The organism is Arthrobacter sp. SLBN-122 (genome assembly GCF_006715165.1).
Classification (GTDB): domain Bacteria; phylum Actinomycetota; class Actinomycetes; order Actinomycetales; family Micrococcaceae; genus Arthrobacter.
Genome location: NZ_VFMS01000001.1, coordinates 294839 through 311763, shown reverse-complemented (window position 1 = coordinate 311763; position 16925 = coordinate 294839). Strand labels below are relative to the sequence as shown.

At 56.6% G+C, this 16925-nt stretch carries 13 protein-coding genes; 9 read left to right on the top strand and 4 right to left on the bottom strand.

The genetic code is table 11. The annotated features are described in order from the left end of the window. The first annotated feature begins 19 nt into the window (after positions 1 to 19). The 4 genes from FBY36_RS01405 (at position 20) to FBY36_RS01390 (ending at position 5738) form a co-directional block, all read left to right on the top strand. Entirely contained in the window at positions 20 to 2008 is a 1989-nt protein-coding gene (locus tag FBY36_RS01405; protein WP_442858227.1) for a glycosyltransferase, read from the top strand. Continuing rightward, positions 2005 to 2886, top strand: a complete 882-nt coding sequence (locus FBY36_RS01400) for an ABC transporter permease (protein WP_142117000.1) — start codon at positions 2005 to 2007, stop codon at positions 2884 to 2886. The genes FBY36_RS01405 and FBY36_RS01400 overlap by 4 nt, the downstream gene beginning before the upstream one ends. Continuing rightward, a complete protein-coding gene (locus tag FBY36_RS01395) occupies positions 2887 to 3612 on the top strand; it encodes an ABC transporter ATP-binding protein (protein ID WP_142116999.1) in 726 nt (241 codons plus the stop codon). It abuts the gene before it with no gap. A 110-nt stretch (positions 3613 to 3722) separates the two neighbouring features. Further along, positions 3723 to 5738 carry a DUF6541 family protein gene (locus FBY36_RS01390; RefSeq protein WP_142116998.1) on the top strand — a complete coding sequence of 672 codons (2016 nt, stop codon included), beginning with the start codon at positions 3723 to 3725 and terminating at the stop codon, positions 5736 to 5738. A 214-nt stretch (positions 5739 to 5952) separates the two neighbouring features. Here FBY36_RS01390 and FBY36_RS01385 read toward each other — a convergent pair whose 3' ends face one another. Further along, positions 5953 to 7176: a lipopolysaccharide biosynthesis protein gene (locus tag FBY36_RS01385; RefSeq protein ID WP_142116997.1), complete on the bottom strand. Its 1224-nt coding sequence runs from the start codon at positions 7174 to 7176 to the stop codon at positions 5953 to 5955. 688 nt (positions 7177 to 7864) lie between these two features. Between FBY36_RS01385 and FBY36_RS01380 the strand changes: the two genes are divergently transcribed. Continuing rightward, positions 7865 to 8770: a glycosyltransferase gene (locus FBY36_RS01380; protein ID WP_142116996.1), complete on the top strand. Its 906-nt coding sequence runs from the start codon at positions 7865 to 7867 to the stop codon at positions 8768 to 8770. 41 nt (positions 8771 to 8811) lie between these two features. After that, positions 8812 to 9795, top strand: a complete 984-nt coding sequence (locus tag FBY36_RS01375) for a glycosyltransferase (RefSeq protein ID WP_142116995.1) — start codon at positions 8812 to 8814, stop codon at positions 9793 to 9795. Between the two features lie 41 nt (positions 9796 to 9836). Here the strand turns inward: FBY36_RS01375 and FBY36_RS01370 are convergent, their stop codons facing one another. Beyond that, on the bottom strand, positions 9837 to 10763 hold the full coding sequence (locus tag FBY36_RS01370) for a glycosyltransferase (RefSeq protein WP_142116994.1): 927 nt from the start codon (positions 10761 to 10763) through the stop codon (positions 9837 to 9839). Positions 10764 to 10809: 46 nt separating this feature from the next. Further along, a complete protein-coding gene (locus FBY36_RS01365) occupies positions 10810 to 11568 on the bottom strand; it encodes a glycosyltransferase (RefSeq protein WP_142116993.1) in 759 nt (252 codons plus the stop codon). 334 nt (positions 11569 to 11902) lie between these two features. On the opposite strand from FBY36_RS01365, the gene FBY36_RS01360 reads away from it, so the two are divergent. After that, the gene (locus FBY36_RS01360) at positions 11903 to 12838 is read left to right on the top strand and encodes a glycosyltransferase family 2 protein (RefSeq protein ID WP_142116992.1); all 936 of its coding nucleotides are present in this window, start codon (positions 11903 to 11905) and stop codon (positions 12836 to 12838) included. 181 nt (positions 12839 to 13019) lie between these two features. Here FBY36_RS01360 and FBY36_RS01355 read toward each other — a convergent pair whose 3' ends face one another. Then, the gene (locus tag FBY36_RS01355) at positions 13020 to 14975 is read right to left on the bottom strand and encodes a DUF7657 domain-containing protein (protein ID WP_142116991.1); all 1956 of its coding nucleotides are present in this window, start codon (positions 14973 to 14975) and stop codon (positions 13020 to 13022) included. Between the two features lie 491 nt (positions 14976 to 15466). Here FBY36_RS01355 and FBY36_RS01350 point away from each other — a divergent pair, with 491 nt between their 5' ends. Further along, positions 15467 to 15901, top strand: a complete 435-nt coding sequence (locus FBY36_RS01350) for a GtrA family protein (RefSeq protein ID WP_235008667.1) — start codon at positions 15467 to 15469, stop codon at positions 15899 to 15901. Between the two features lie 88 nt (positions 15902 to 15989). Continuing rightward, positions 15990 to 16871, top strand: a complete 882-nt coding sequence (locus FBY36_RS01345; protein ID WP_142116990.1) for a glycosyltransferase family 2 protein — start codon at positions 15990 to 15992, stop codon at positions 16869 to 16871. Positions 16872 to 16925 lie beyond the last annotated feature (54 nt).

The window sequence follows — 16925 nt, the reverse complement described above, 5'->3', positions numbered from 1 at the left end:
CAACAAGACCAAGAATTCCATGAAGACGGATTCCCGGCAGGGCCGGCAAGTTTGGCAAACGCTTCAGCGAGTGATCCTGCCGAGCGCCAGCCAGATGGACACGGTGCCCCTGTATATGGACATGGGCACCGCCACCGGCATCCAGCTGCCCACGGCCGGTGACCGGGACGGAAAAGCGGCCAAGGCCCGGACCATCAGCAGCCCCAGCAAGGAAGCGCACGTAGAAGACTTCCTTTCGCGGCATTCAACATCCGTCCGCTCTGGCGAACGCGTGTCCTTTGGCACTTACTTCAACGCTTTTCCAGCCAGTTACTGGCGGCGGTGGACCACGGTGGACAAAATCCGGCTGCAGGTCCGGACCCAGGGGGCCGGCTCGGTCATTGTGTACAAGTCCAATGCCCGTGGCTCCCTGCAGCGGGTGGACACCCGCCGGGTTGAAGGCACCGAGGAAAGCACATTTGAACTCTCCCTGGCGCCTTTCGGCGATGGCGGATGGTATTGGTTCGACCTGCTGGCCGGAACAGAGCCGTTGATCATGCTCGACGCCGAGTGGCAGGGGCCGGCAGTCGACAGCACGCCGGGGTCAGTCACGCTTCAGATCACCACGTTGAACAAGACAGATTTCTGCCTGAACAACCTGCGGCTTCTTGCCGGCAGCGAAGAAGCTCTTGCCCACGTCCAGGAGATCCTGATTGTCGACCAGGGAACCCAGAAGCTTGCCGGCGCCGATGGCTTTGACGACGTGAAGCGATCCCTCAACGGCAAGCTGCGCATCATTAACCAGTCCAACCTTGGTGGCTCGGGAGGGTTCGCCCGGGGCATGTTCGAGGCTGTCGAGAATGGCAGCGATTACGCGCTGCTGATGGACGATGACGTTGTTGTTGAACCAGAGAGCATTATCCGCCTGCTGACGTTCGCGGATCGATGCAAGACTCCGACCCTCGTCGGAGGGCACATGTTCGACCTTTACAACCGGACAGTCCTGCACACCTTTGGTGAGGTTGTTAACCCTTACAGGTTCCAGCCGTCGCTCCCCAGCGAGGACATGATCCTGGGGCATGACTTCCAGTCGTCCAATCTTCGTCAGACGCCCTGGCTGCACCGCCGTTGCGATGTCGATTACAACGGCTGGTGGATGTGTCTCATCCCTACGCAGGTGATCCGCGACATCGGGCTCTCTCTCCCGCTGTTCATCAAGTGGGATGATTCCGAGTACGGACTCCGGGCCAAGGCGGCAGGCTACCCCACGGTCTCGTTGCCCGGTTCAGCAGTATGGCATGTTTCCTGGATCGATAAGGATGACCTCGTCGGGTGGCAGGCCTACTTCCACGCCCGCAACAGGGTAGTGGCTGCCCTTCTTCACAGTCCCTATGAGCTGGGCGGCAGGGTCATCAAGGAGTCGCAATACGCTGATGTAAAGCATCTGGTCTCGATGCAGTACGCCACTGCGCAGGGCCGGCAATGGGCCTTGGAAGATGTGCTGAAGGGTCCGGACGTCCTGCCTGGGCTACTGTCAGCGAAGCTGCCGCAGATCCGCGAAATGATGTCTGCTCACTCTGATGCTGTTTTCCGTCCTGATCCCGAGGACTTCCCCGCGCCCAAGATGGATAAGCCTCCTCGCCGGGGCCACGGCCCCTCCAAGCCGGGGAAGCTGACGCTTCTGCCCTGGGCGGCCAAGACGGTTGTTCGGCAACTTGCCAGCCAGGTCAAGGGCACCAGCGCAGAGCGCCCGCAGACGACCATCGCCCATCAGGACAACCAGTGGTGGCGCATGGCGCAGTATGACAGCGCTGTGGTGTCCAACGCAGAAGGCACCGGGGCCTCCTGGTACCGGCGTGATCCCAGACAACTGAGAAAGATGCTGGCCGAGAGCGCCCGGCTTCACTCTGCCCTGCTTAAGGAGTGGCCCGCACTTAGCAAGAAATACAAAGCGGCGGTCTCGGACCTCGCCTCTATGGAGTCCTGGAGGAAGACGTTCGAGCAACATACCCAGAACGAGATCAAGTGAGCGCAATCGCATCAGGCGAGTTGACCACTCCCGGACTCGGAGGTGGCCTGCGGGACATCAGGCAGTCGGGGTTCCTGCTTAAGCTGCTGGTTCGGAAAGAACTCAAGGTGCGTTACCGGGGTTCCATATTGGGCCTGCTCTGGTCGTACGTGAAGCCGGGGGTGCAGTTCATCGTCTTTTACGTTGCCCTCGGAGTTTTTCTCGGCTTGGAACGAAGCGCACGGAACCCGGAGGGATTGGCCAACTACGCTGTCTACCTGTTCTCGGGCATCGTACTGATCAACTTTTTCTCTGAAGCGCTGGGAAATGCGGCCAGGTCCATCGTCAACAACGGAAACCTCATTAAGAAGATCTATCTTCCGCGCGAGCTCTTTCCCGTGGCCTCCGTCTGGGTGTCCGCGGTGCATTTCTTCCCACAACTGGTGGTGCTGGTCATTGGGTGCCTTTTCGCCGGCTGGCATCCCAACATCTTTCAGCTGCTCGCGGCTGTGGCCGGCTTTGCCATCGTCGCCCTCCTTGCCACGGGACTAGGTCTTTTGTTCGGAGCTGCCAACGTCTACTTCCGCGACTCCGAGAACCTGGTGGACATGCTCCTGATGGTTGCAACCTGGGCTTCTCCCGTGATGTATGCATGGTCCATGGTGCAGCAGAAGCTCGGAGCTGGATGGTTTGCCGTCTATCAGGCGAACCCGATCACGATCGGTGTGGAACTGTTCCACTACGCGTTCTGGTTTCCGACGACGGACGGGTCCGTTGCCATGCCCCCAAATCTCTTCAGTCTTTGGCTGCTTGTGGGGTTGGGCGTTGCCCTGGCGATCCTCATCCTGGGTCAATTTACCTTTCGGCGCCTTGAGGGCCGATTCGCGCAGGAGCTCTAAGTGGACAACGCAATTGAAGTTTCTGACATCAGCAAGCAGTTTGTCCTCCGCCATACACGATCGATCAAAGAAGCCGTCGTTTGGCTCGTGAAAGGACGCAAGGGGGACCTCTCCGAAAAGTTCCACGCCCTGAAAAACGTCTCCCTTAATGTCGAGGCCGGGGAGACGGTCGCGCTCCTGGGCCTCAACGGTTCAGGAAAGTCCACTTTGCTCAAGCACATCTCCGGCGTCATGCTTCCTGACACTGGGACGGTAAAGACGAGGGGCAGGGTCGCCGGGCTGATAGAAGTTGGGGCCGGCTTCCACCCCGACCTCTCGGGGCGGGACAACGTGTTCCTCAACGGTGCCATCCTTGGTATGACCGAACAGCAGATCAAGGATCGATTTGACGACATCGTCGAGTTTTCGGAGATCGGCCAGTTCATAGATACAGAGGTCAAGTTTTACTCCTCCGGCATGTATCTGCGGCTCGCCTTCTCAGTTGCTGTGCACACAGACCCGGAAGTGTTCCTCATCGATGAGATCCTCGCTGTCGGAGACGAGCCTTTCCAGCGCAAATGTATCGACAAGATCCAGGAACTGGCAGCGGACGGCAAGACCCTGGTTGTGGTAAGCCACGACTTGGATCTTGTGTCGAGGATCTGCCGAAGGGGTGTCCTTCTCAAGCATGGAGAACTGATTTACGACGGCCCTATACACGAGGCTGTCGGGCTGTTGCGTAATTGACTTAACTAACCTACCGTCGCGGCTGCCTGCCTGGGGCCGTCCGTGATGTTCAACAGGCAGCCGCGGCCCGCACGACGTACCCGCGGTCCAGTAGCCGTACGGAGGACTTTTTGTCTTGGTTTGATGCATTACCGCAGTTCGTCCTCGCGGTGGCTCTGCTATTTCTTCCCGGTGCCGCCGTTGGCACGGCGGCAAGGTTGGGTGTAACCAGAACCGTGGCCGCTGCTCCCGCGGTAAGCATCTCGATAATTGCTGTGGCTGCCATCGCAGCGCCCTTAGTTGGAGTAGCTTGGTCGCTGCTGCCGGCGGCTGCGGCAACCATTGGGGTGTGCGCGACAGCCTTTGCGGCCTCCACCTTGCTCAAGAAGAAGGACGGCACGGCTGATGCAAAGTTGGACGAGAGGCCGCGCCACTGGATAGTGGCATCTGTAGCGGCAACGGCCATCGCAGCCGTGCTGGTAGGTCGCCGGTTGGTGCGTGCTATCGGCTCTCCGGAATCGTTCTCGCAGACCTTCGACAACGTCTTCCATTTGAACGCCATACGGTACATTCTCGACACCGGTTCCGGTTCATCCCTCACTGTGAGCAATATGACAGGCGGTAGTGCCTATCCTGCTGCCTGGCATGATCTGGTTTCCTTACTCGTCAAGATTGGGGGAGGGGAGATAACCTCCTCCGTCAACGTCATCAACATTGTGGTGGCTGCCCTTGTGTGGCCTGTCGGGTGCATTTATCTCTCTCAAGCTATTTGGGGACGCCGTCCAGCGGTCAGTGTGGCGGCTGGAATTCTGTCAGCAGCTTTCGGCGCTTTTCCCATTTCCCTGCTGGACTTCGGGGTTCTCTATCCGAATTTTCTTGCGCTTGCTCTCCTGCCCATGGTGTTTGCCCTGGGCCTGGACGCGCTTGGTCTGTCCGCGGCGTCCAGCCACTCCAGGCTTCTGAGCTTGCTTCTCCTGCTTGCTGTTTTTCCCGGTATGGCCCTTGCACACCCCAGCGCAGCCATGGCTTGGCTGGCCCTCATGTTGCCCCCAACCCTCTACGCTTATGCCCGTGCTTTGGTGAATACGCTTAGATACAGCAAGGGCCGGGCGCGCATCGTAGTTCCGACGGTGTCCTCCATTGCATTCGTTGCTGCCATCGTATTGATCCGGGTTTTATGGGATGTGGTGCGTCCCCCTGCCGAAACTGCCTTTTGGCCGCCAGTAGAGTCGACGGGCCAGGCCATAGGTGAGGTGATTTCCAGCTCAGCTATCGGCCGTCCCGTTGCATGGGGCGTCATGCTGCTGACGCTCCTTGGGATTTACGTGACTATCCGGTCGGCAAGGCAACTATGGCTATTGGGGACATTTGCGGTCGCAGGATTTCTTTTTGTCGTGGTTAGTTCTTTCCCGGCCGACGACTTCCGGCTTTTTCTCACCGGAATCTGGTACAACGATCCTCCCCGTCTGGCTGCTCTCCTGCCTATGGTGACCATCCCGCTTGCCTGCAGGGGCGCCGTCGCGGTGTGGAATCAGTTGTGCACCATTGTGCAAAGGGCGCCGGGTTTGGTGAGGGGCCGCTTCCTCCAACATGCTGAGGTGGCAAAGCCGGGGCGGACACTGCAGCCGGCAATGCTGGTTGCTGCCGCGGCCACCGTACTGGTTTTGGCTTTGACTGTGGCCACCCAGCGTGGGAATGTCAACCAAGCCGAAGCGTCGATGGCTGGGTCTTACCGGTTGTCCGAGAACTCGCCGCTGATATCTACTGATGAGATGGCACTGATAGAGCGACTGCCCGGCGAGGTTCCCGAGGACGCTGTGCTGGTGGGGAATCCGTGGAACGGAAGTTCCCTCGCGTATGCCTTTGCTGACCGGAAGCTCGTCCAACTTCACATTCTTAGTGCTGTTCCCCAGGGCGTAGGTCCTCTTCTCAACGGTCCTCCCCCTGCCAAGGACGATCCTGCTGTATGCCCCACAGTTGAAAGCCTGAAGGTTGATTACATTCTCGACTTCGGGCACCGTGAGGTCCATGGAAGGGACAGCGGCTATAAAGGACTGGACGCCCTGATAGCTGCCGGCATGGCCAAGCTCGAAGACTCGCAGGGTGAAGCGAAGCTCTACAAGCTTGACTTGTGTCCTGCCAAGTAAACTGGCCCCTCGCATTCACGTCCGGTAAGGCGTGGGCTCCGGTGGAGAGCTCCGTCCCGCCTTCGAGGATAGATGACTACCGCCCGGGTCCCTGCCACCTGGCCCATGGCTGCAACAACCGGCCAATCTCTTAAAAAGGAGCACGGCCGGCACGTCGAGCCCGAAATGCTCCTGATTCGAGCCGTCATGGCTCCTGGACCAAGTGCGTAGCTTTTCAGGTGCGGGAGGCCTGGTCCTTGGCAAAATACCGCCGTAAAGCTCTGCCTTGGTATGCCGCAACGAGGATCTCGGAAACGGCAACTGCCCAAGCCACTCCTGTGATGTCTGTGAACAGGGCCGCGAGAATTATGGCGGGCGCGCCACAGACGGCCCCCAGAACGGTCGATTGAACCAGGATCTTTCCCTGTCCCACGGATACCAGGCAGGCTAAACCCAGGATTTGGGAAACTGCTACGGCGAAAAACATCAGACCCACAGCGCCGCTCAGCGTCCCGGGAAAAATAACCAATCCGTTGGACAAAATCTCGCTGGCGACCGGACCGAGTAGAAAAATGCCCATTCCACCGATAAATCCAAACATCGGGGCAATCTGGGCACTACGCACCAGCCGATGTCTAAGATTTTCCGAGCCTCCTTCTGGAATCCATCCTTGAATGAACTGAAGTAGCGGGGACAGTGCCAAAACGCCATAGCGAAAAATTCTGTCGGCCATCAGATAAATCCCCAGCTGCGCGGGCAAGAACAGATTGATGGCAACTAATGGTAAGTTGACATATAAACTTCCGGTGGCCGCCGTCACGACGCCGTGCCGCTGATGGGCTAGCCGTGCAAAAGCTTGGCGCGAACTGAAGTTCGGCACAACATGAGTCTCCGACGATTGAATTATGACCCGGCAAGTCAGAGTCAGAGCCAGCATATTGAAGAGCAGCTGCGTTGCTACCAACCACACGATATCGCGGGTCAGCGCCAGGACCGCGAGGCCGATTAGTGTTCCAGTAAGCTGCGGGAGAGCGTCGAAAATGAACAGCCTCTTCGGCTTGGCTTCTCCTATAAAGTACCAATTGCCGCCCAGGAATGGCACTAGGTACGCGATCGAGGCCAGCACAACGAGGAGGACATGTTGGGGTTGCAGAACGATCATGACGGCGGCCATAGCCGGTGCCGCGATCAGAAATAAGTAACCTCGGCTAACCAGCGAATCAAGGAAGAGCTGGGGCCGGAGGGCCTCATCAGCCGAGGCAACCATAGACGGACCGGTGGTACCCCAGCCGAAAGCCACGAGGATGCCGAACATGATTGCCACGGACTGCGCCATTGCCTGGACTGCCCAAAGCTGTGCTCCAGCGACCCCGGTAATAACGGGAATCGAAATCAGCCCAACGATGGTTCCGACACCGACGGTGAGGGCAAAGCTGGCAAGACGTGCCAAAGAGGCCATGATCGGTTTCGCTAACAAGGGTTCTCGCGTTCCTCGGGTTTGAACAGGGCCAAGTCTTCCATCCTAGTTCACCTCGAACGAGACCCCCGGATTGCCTGGGCAGCTTTCCCGTAACACCTGACCTCACACCCGGCAAGGGCGTCCCGTACGGGGAGCCACGCGTCCCCCGCCGAAGTAGGCGCAGGAGACGTGCTCCAGCAACGAAATGGTTCGGCAGCGACCGGGTCCGGCCATGAAGGCAGCGCTGCACTGCGCTTAGGACAATGGAAACGCCCACACCGACCCCTCATTACCCTTCAAGTGGCGTTCCATAATGGCTCTACAGAATCCACCGCACGGCCCAGATTATGGGGCACCCCAGGTGCTGGTTCATTAGAACCAGCTAACAACCGGCCGGGTTGAGTCCGGGACCCGGCGTTGTGCTGAAAAGCCTCCGTGAAAGCCGGCCTCAAGCGGCTGCGGCCGGTGGCCGCTGCTCTCAATCGGCCCGCAACGGTAAGTCTGCCCGAACACTGTGGGGGCCTTTGGACGAGGGCGCTGCAGCACTCAGGCTATCGTCATAGGGCATGGATGCGGTGACTTATGCTGCCCAATCTAGAATAATTTTAGCTACTTTCTCGAATCTTGACGGCTGCCGGCATGGAGCGCTGCAAGACCAACATCTACAGAATGAATTGAGGAACTTTGCATGGCCCAGGGAGAGGGGAACGGGGGTGTGGCCGCCGTCATAGCGGCATTCAACCCTGATGAAAAAATCATTGATGTATTTACGGCGGTTAGTAATCAGGTAAGTCTGGTTGTCGTCGTGGATGACCAATCGGATGATTCGTCGATGCCGGTCTTTGATAACTTGCGGTCCCTTGGAGCAGAGGTGATCCACTCGCCTGAAAACTCTGGAATAGCCAAGACGCTCAATATCGGTGTCGCCAGAAGCGCAGAATTGGCCGGACCGGAATATTATCTGACCCTCGACCAAGACTCCATACCAGACCCCGACTACGTCAGCAACGCGATGAAAACGATCAGACTGGCACGTGAGATGAAAGTGCCCATCGGGTTCGTGACTGCTGCAACATACAACAATATCCCGGTCCTCGGCAACGGAACTTTACAAGGGCTTGAACAACCCTTTGATCCTTGGCAATCGGGCATGTTAATTCCACACTCAACCTTTGACTTGGTCGGGGGCTTGGACGAGCGGCTCTTTATCGATGCAGTGGACTCAGATTTCACGTTACGGGTGCGGAAAGCTGGTCTTGCAGTTCTTTGTGGCATCGGGTGCAATATGTCGCACTCCCTGGGACAACAGAGCACGATTAGTTTCTGGGGAAAGAAAAGGGAATTTACGTACCATTCACCTGTTCGTGTCTACTACATCACCCGGAACAACCTGATACTTTTCTTCCGTTATTTCTTGGTCGATCCGGCTTGGGTCGTCCGTAAGGGCTACTACGAGTTGATCAATCAAGCTCGAAGGATTTTGTTAACTAATAACAAGACTAAAGTAGCTCGCGCCATATTTATCGGTCTTCGGGATGCCTCGCTGTTTCGAAGTGGTATTATCAAAAACACTGACCGGCAGAAACTGAACTAGCGCGGCGCGTTTGGATTCGTTGTTGTTGAAGGGAACTAGAAGTGAATGATTCCGTTCAGAGTGGCTTCGGTGTCATCGCCTTGGCGGCGTATAGACCTGACTGGACACTGTTCCGTCGTCAACTGCAATCGATCCGGGACCAGTCGCACCATGATTTCTCCTGTTTGATTTCAGCTGACGGTGGTCATGATGAGATTACAGCTTTCGTCGAAAAAACATTAAAGGGTGATACCAGGTTCAAAGTAATTGGATTTGGCGAGCGGCTGGGATTTTATGGGAATTTCGAACGGGTTCTGGAGCACGTGCCCGCGGACGCTAACTGGGTTGCCTTATCGGATCAGGACGACTACTGGTATCCCGATAAGCTCGAGACCTTGCTTCCTTACCTGAAACAATATTCTTTGGCTACTGGTCAGGCGCGGGTTGTCACGGAGACGGGCACTGTCTTGGCAGAATCCACTAATCGGCAAAATGTACCTCCGACGCATCTTTTACTTGACAACCAGATAACCGGGGGGCTTTCCGTCTTCCGGAGGGATTTGCTAAGCACGATTCTGCCGTTTCCACGCTTGAGCAATCCTTCCGAGAACCATGACCATTGGATCGGGCTGTGTGCGGCAGTTGCGGATGGAGCATACGTTGTTGACAACATAGTCCAAGACTATGTGCAGCACGGGGGAAATGTACTCGGTGAACCCGACCGAACATTCATTCTTGGTCGTTCCATGGACAACCTTAGGAACATGGGTCGCAGATACGAAGGGGGAGCCAATTCTTCCGCGCTTTTGCGGGTGATGATGAACATGAAGTATGGCTGGTCGCGTTGCATGGTTCTGGAGCTTCAAGAAAGGTCTCCGCACCTCAGCCCGGCCTTGCAGCCACTCCTGGAAGTAGTGGCGCCGGGAAAATATTGGGCTAAAAAACTGGCGCTCCTATGGTCTGCGGTAGCAAGCAAGCACGTTTCGTTACCTTCTGCCGCAACATTTGCTGCAGGCGCCGTGTTGACGTCGTTACGGCGTCGATAGGGATGCAGCCCGGAATGTTTCCAGCGGCGCATCCCCAGTTTCTATGTCAGCCTTGCCGCATCTTGTGGTCGGATTCGGCCCAAGTCCGCGGCGACGGCATCACGTATGCCAGTCACCCAAGCGCGCACGAATTTGGTGCGATGTGGCCCAAACGCCAATCGCACAATGTTGCTCTCAACTTCCATCCAAAGTCGTCGCACCATCCACGCCCGGTCATTTGAGAAGTAGCGCCGAACTATAATCCAGATGTTGCGGGTTATGTAATACACGCGAACCGGAGAGTGATGGATAATCTGCAGACTCCGGCCGCCAACCCGCACTGGGCGTCCCATTATCGTCATAGGTCGGGTTTCTCCGAGCGAATGCTCTATATTGCAGCCGGAACCGACCGGAGTTGAGTAACCTGCAGCCCGGATCCGGAGATTGAAGTCAGTATCTACGCAGTCTATAAACAGGCTCTCATCGAAAAGCCCGACCTCGTCCAGGACCGCTACTGGAATAAGACAGCCTGACTGCATCGGGTCGAAGGCCTGGATTACATCTTGGCTTCCATTGAGGACTTTCACGGGCTTGGCGTTGTGCGACTCCGGGGAAACCAGTCCGACGCGCATCCCTTTCTCCGTCGCGTTTTGGAAACTTCGAAGTGCGTTTTGCACGTAGTTGTTCCCGAGAGCGGAATCCTGGTCCATGGTGAGGATCCAGTCGGGACCCCACAGGGTGCGCGCCCGCCTTATGCCCTCGTTCAATGCATTGGCAATCCCGGAATTCTGGGGCAGAAGGACAACGTCAACGCCATCCTCCTCCAGGGTGCGAAGAATGGGTGACGCATCCTGACTGGATCCGTCGTCAACGACTAATATGTGCGTGACGAGTTTTCTCAAATCGCTGACATGAGAAATTAAGTCGACGGAGGGATTGAAGCTGGTGACGATGGCGGCGACTGTGGGCTCGAATGCATCTTCAGACATGGGTATCCGTTTCGCGATATGTGCCGGCCTTACCTCGCAGCAAAATTCAACCGTTGACGGTTTTGGCCGTTGCACGGCGCATGCTTCGAATCGCCAGCGTAACAAGATTGGCAAGGAACATGGCGCGGGCGCGGACAATTTTCCCGATCCCGCGCATTTTTCTGGGGGTCAGGTTCTCATCGTGCAGCCTGTGGAGTATCGTCTCATCCTCAAGGTACGCGATGCTTCCCGCAATATTTCCGCACATGGCTAACCACTGATCGTGGGATTCCGACATATGGGAAGGAAAGGGCAGCGCCAGCTCCTTCAGTTCGGACTTGAAGGCCATGGCGCAGCCCCAGTGCAGTCTGTATCCAATAATGATCCCAAAAAGATTCCGCAGGTGTTTCCGGGAGTCCGTGCTGCGGAGCCTGATGTCATGGAATCGCCCGGACTTGCCGCCAAAATGCCTGCAGTTGGAAACGACCATAAGATCTTCTTCCAAGGCCGTTAGCATTTTGTCCAGCCTACCGGGAATCCAAATGTCGTCCTGATCCGACAAGAAAATGTATCTGCCGCTGCTTAGAGTTATCGCTTTTTCGAAAGTCCGTACATAGCCAAGATTTCGCTTGTTTCGATGAAGGTTAATACGGGGGTCATCGAGGGCATTCACCAGGGCTACTGTATCGTCCGAAGACTCGTCGTCGACTATGAGCAGTTCGTCATTCGGCCCAAGCTCCGTCAGTATGGACTGGATCTGCTCCCCGATAAATTCAGAACCGTTGTAGGCGGCCATGCAGACGCTGACCCGGACATTGTCGTGCATTAGTCGGAAGCCCTTCTTCAACTCAAGAACACAGTGAATCATGCGATAGGAATATGAGAGGTTCCTAAGAGTTTACCCGGATTCCTGAAGGGCTCGTTGCCCGGAGCACCCCGGATGTAATCGGCTGCGGTCCATCCTTCTATATGTTGAAGCGCGTTTGGCGGTTCCTGCTCGTCCAGGCCATCTTCGCTACCTTCAAGGCAGCCCTCCTTGCCTGCTCGGCTCCTATTCCGCCATCAGAAGCGTAAGAAGTCCGCGAATCCGCGTCCGCAGTGGACTGGATCGGATGGGCTATGGTTGATGGGTTCATCTACACCTTTCGACAGGAATCCCAATGACCGTTGCCGCTGTGGTCGTCTCGTACAACAGGAAAGACCTCCTCGAGAAATGTCTTGTTGCCCTTGAAGGTCAGACGCGACCCCTCGACGAAATCATTGTGATCGACAACTCCTCCACTGATGGCGCTCCTGAACTGGTGAAGGAATCGTTTCCGCAGGTGAAGCTGTTCAACACAGGCTCCAACATAGGTGGAGCAGGTGGCTTTGCGTGGGGAGTTGAGTTGGCGATTGCACACGGACATGAGTACGCCTGGCTAATGGACGATGACGCCGAACCGGAGCTGGACGCGTTGGCGCCTCTGATGAAGCTTGCGGGAACCTCGTCTGAGCCCTACTCCTTTTTGGCCTCCATGGTCACGTTGGGTGGGAACACCATCAACACTGGGAACCCGCCTGTATTCAGCAACGACATCAGCCGTCAGGTCAGCGCGAACCTCAAGGGCGCAATCGCAATCGATGCGGCAACTTTCGTGGGGGTCTTAGTGAATCTTGAGATTGCCCGCCAAACCCACCTGCCGCAAAGGGACTTCTTTATCTGGGTAGACGACACCGAATACACCCTCCGCTTGTCCCGTATAGCCCCGGCTGTCATGGTGCGGGAAAGCAGGATCAAACATCCCCTGAGCAAGTCGGGGTCCAATGACATGGGCTGGCGCCTGTTCTACTTCCTTCGAAACAAGCTTTGGCTGATCCGGACGGATCCTCAAATGAGTCTCCAACGAAAGGCATTTGAGGTTCTGGGTTATGTTGGTGTCGCCCTGCTTCAGGGGCCGCATGCGGAGGACAAGAAGTTGTGGCTTCGGAGCATAGCCCGAGGCGCATATCAAGGCATCTTCAAATCCGCACGTAAAGAAACTCCTGGAACTCTGTTGGATGAATTGAGCCCAACGGAGCGGGCGGCAGCCCTCGAGCTAAAGAATACGAACGTTTAGCATCGAGTGTTTGGGGCCAGCAGCCCCCGACGTGGTGAGGGATCGTAGTTCATGTGCGCTTCTCGCCGCTTATGTACGTCTGTGCGCGGCAGTGACAGTACGCAGTACGTACTGCGGTGACTCTGCGCTCCCGCAATATTTCCCGGGACCGGTTCTGCTCAAATTGATCTTCTGACTGGCCCTACGAAACGTTGTACACGATGGTCTTTTGTCCGGACCAGGTCAACTCTTTTTCAAAGCTTAAGCAGGACACGGATAGTTCTTGTGTCGCAGCGATATGAGTGAGGGTAGGAAAAGACTTTTTGAGATCGCATGGATCGATGTGGACGATTGTTCTGTCCGTACCGTTGTTCGAAAAGGTCGGTGGTGCCCCAGGAGTCCAGAAGAACTGGATAAAGCCGCCGCCCCTGTTCCAGTCGTTGGCAAACCGCCGTTCGGGGTCAAGGGTGGTCCACCTGCTCATGTCCGGGCCAGATCGTTGAACTCCCGTAAGTGACGGCACGCCGTTGGCAAGCAACAACGTGTCGACGGAAGATCGGTCGGTAGCCCAAAGCGAACCCGTCTGGCGACTCACTTTTCCTTCAGAGTAGAAATACCTCGCGGTTGCTGACGCGCGCAGGTCACCCAGTCCAAAAATCAGGGGATTTGATCCATAAACAGGAACGGCCATCAGGAGTGCTGCAATTCCCACGGAGATGGCCGACTTGGGGAAGCTGGTGACGATGAAGACCACGACGGCGACTCCAGCAGCGGCGAGCAGAACTTCTTTCCTTGTCATAGTGGGCAGATAGGAAAGTTGAAGTTGGGAACCTGCATATGCAGTCACCAGCCCAGTTGTTAGCGCCGAAGCTGAGGAGAGGCGCCAGCGACGACTGTCCGGCAGGCGGGACAAGAGCACGCCCACCAACAATGCCCCTAAGATTCCGCAAACCTGGGCTGCCCTGGCAGGCTGAACGTAGTTGAGCAGTGGAATCTGGGCCCCCAGGGGCCCGAAGTTGAAAGTGCACCATAAAAGCCACAGACCACCCGAGACGGCAAGCACCATTGCCACGATATTGTCGCGCCACCTGCCTATCGCAGAAATGCCAAGCCATACCACCACAGCCCAGACGAATGTCACGGTGAATGCGGTTGACATCTCGCTTTGGTTGCTGCCGACAGGCACTGCATCCTTTAGCTCGCTGAGAGAGGGTGCGCCAAAAAGAAATCCAAATGGTTGGGCTTCGCCGGTTGACCGTCTCGAGCCTGGATAGACGGTGTTCAGCAGCGCATTGATGCCCTTTGCGTTTTCCAATAGCGTGCCGACGCCGAAAATCAGTGCAACACCAGCGGTAAAGCCGAGTGCCTTTACTTTTGGCAGCCACCTATCCTTCCGGGTGAGGATCCAGAGAGCACTTGCGGCAAGAACGGGCAGGCCGAGGACCAGCGACCAAGGGATGTAAAAACTTGGGATGCCGGCAAGGAGGATTCCGCCGACAACGGACTGCACAAGGGGCAGAATTGAACGCTTTGAGATGAAGCCGCAGTAGGCGGAAAGGAGCAAACTTGATCCCGCAACCGTGTAGGCAATGAGCTGAATGGGCATCATCGTCCACCAAGATGCTGCCGGAGAGAGCGCTATCAGAAATGCCGCCAGCCAGCCCATTTTGCGTGACGATCCAACCTGTTCAAACCATTTAGGAAGAAAGAGGAAGAGTACGAGGGCCGGGAGCCACCAATGGGCAGCGAAGACCATCTCGTCCGGGAGGATTGTCGCCGTCCGAAGCATCGTGGAATCAAAGTAGACGAAAGTTTCAAAAAAGCCGCCTGAGGGGTACCTATGAACCACGTCGGCGGGAGCAGCAAGGTAGCTTGTCGTTGGCGCTGCGCCAGTTGCCATGATCGATATGGCGATAGGGGAAAACGCATTGAATTCGTCCGAGCGGATCGCAGAACTTGACCCTACTTGGTAACCCTCCGGCTGCGAAGGATCTTGCCGGAGGTCTCCCACTCCAATAGAGGAAGTCGTAGCGCCCGTGATGACTAGTAATGCGTACAAGGCGATGACACCGATGCGAGCCAGTCGGTCTGAAACCGACATCCAGTGCCAACCATGCACGCTGATGCCTTTAAGTCCGGACAACTTAAGGTTAGACACTCTGCTCTTCCTTCTCGCCTAGCGGCTGCCCTCCAACCGATCTCGAGCCGATCGGGACACTAGGAGACAATCCATTGAATAAACTGCAAACAAATCCGGCGCCTTCATAAATCGCAGTCTTCCGCTGTGTAAACGGTCAATTGCTTTAGTTGCCGGCTTCCTTGTCCAGCGCCGCAAAGTGCAAATGAAAAGGACTGCCTGTTTACAGGGACCTCGACTTAACTACTGTGGCGTGCTCAGACGTCCGCACGCGTAGCGGCAGCGCCCAAGTATGATCTCACAGAACCCGCACCTGCCCCAGCAAGGCTGACGGGCATGTCCATACAAGTAGCATCAGCCATGCTCCGGTAATAGCCCATGGGCAGAGAGCCGGTATGATGGCTGGAGCCCGACTGCAACTTGCCCGGGCAGACACGACCAGGAGTGGCTTGCAGACAACAAAGAGTGCGCGACCATTAGGGCATCGAGCACGGAATCTCGGTTCCAGGATCGTGCTTATCGTCGAGCGCAGCCATTTGATTAAGTTCCTCCTGGTTGGGGGCGCCTCCTTCGCTGTGGATCTTGCGCTGCTGGCCCTCATGCATGAAGTATTTGGAGTCGACCTCTGGATTGCCACTCCCATTGCTTTCATCGCCAGTTTGGTGTTCAACTTCGCACTTCAGCGCTCCTTTACGTTCCGTGCCCGAAACCGGAGCCACGTGAGTCTCTTCAAGTATTTGGCACTTGTGGTTTTCAACATCGTGGCGATAGATGTCATTGTGAACGCCTTCGACGCGTGGGGAATTTCCTACGGAATTGGTAAAGCTTTCGCAACCGTACTGACCACGTCCTGGAATTTCTGGCTATACAAGGTGTGGATCTTCAGGCATGAGCCGGGGAAGGATCCCGCGCCGGTAGAAACCGTCACAACTGAAGGCCCAAAATAGCCGCTGCCCAGCTGACACCACCTGGCTCACGTTCGAACTAACCTCGGCGGATATCCGCCCGAAGACAAGAAAAGGACCTACCTGGCACATGGCCATTGATGTATTGCTTCCCTACTATGGGGACGTCGACCTGATGAAACTCGCTGCCCAGAGCGTCATGAGCCAGCAGTTCGAAGACTGGCGTCTCATCGTGGTGGATGACGGGTTTCCAAGCCCGGAACCCCAGCGCTGGTTCGAATCCATCTCTGATCCCCGGGTGAGCTACCAGAAGAACGAAAAGAATCTGGGTGCCAACGGCAACTACCGCAAGGCCCTGGACATGGCTGAAGCTCCCATCGTCGTCGTCATGGGCGCTGATGACATCATGCTTCCGAACTACCTGGCAGTAGTCTCCAAAGCTTTCGAAGCCTACCCACAAGCCAGTGTGGTGCAGCCCGGGGTTCAAGTCATCGATGAGAAGGGCCGCGCCTGCTCGCCATTGGTTGACATCGTCAAGAAGGTCTATGCCCCGACGGTTAAGGAGCCGGTTCTCCTGCAGGGCGAACGGATGGCTACCAGCCTTGTGCGGGCAGACTGGGCCTATTTCCCCTCCTTGGCCTGGCGCACCGACGTCATTCGCCGCATCGGCTTTACTGAGGGTCTGCACGTCGTGCAGGACCTTGCGTTGCTGCTTGATATCGCTGCCGAAAACGGGTCAATGGTGGTTGACCCCACCTTGGCATTCCTGTACCGCCGTCACTCAGCCTCAGACTCGTCGGTAAAGGCTCTGGATGGGAGGCGCTTCGATGAGGAACGGGCCTTCTTCGAGGGGCAAGCGCGCCGGTTCCGTGAACTCGGCTGGCAGAGGACAGCCCGGGCGGCTGCTTTCCATACGACGTCACGTCTCAACGCCGCCACTTTGGTTGCGCGTTCACTCGCTGTTGGAAAGACGGACTCCCTTCCCCGATTGTTGAAGCACGTCATTTCGTAACAGACTTAAATAGTTCAGGTGGCTGTCGGCATTGACCGGCAGCCACCTGAATAG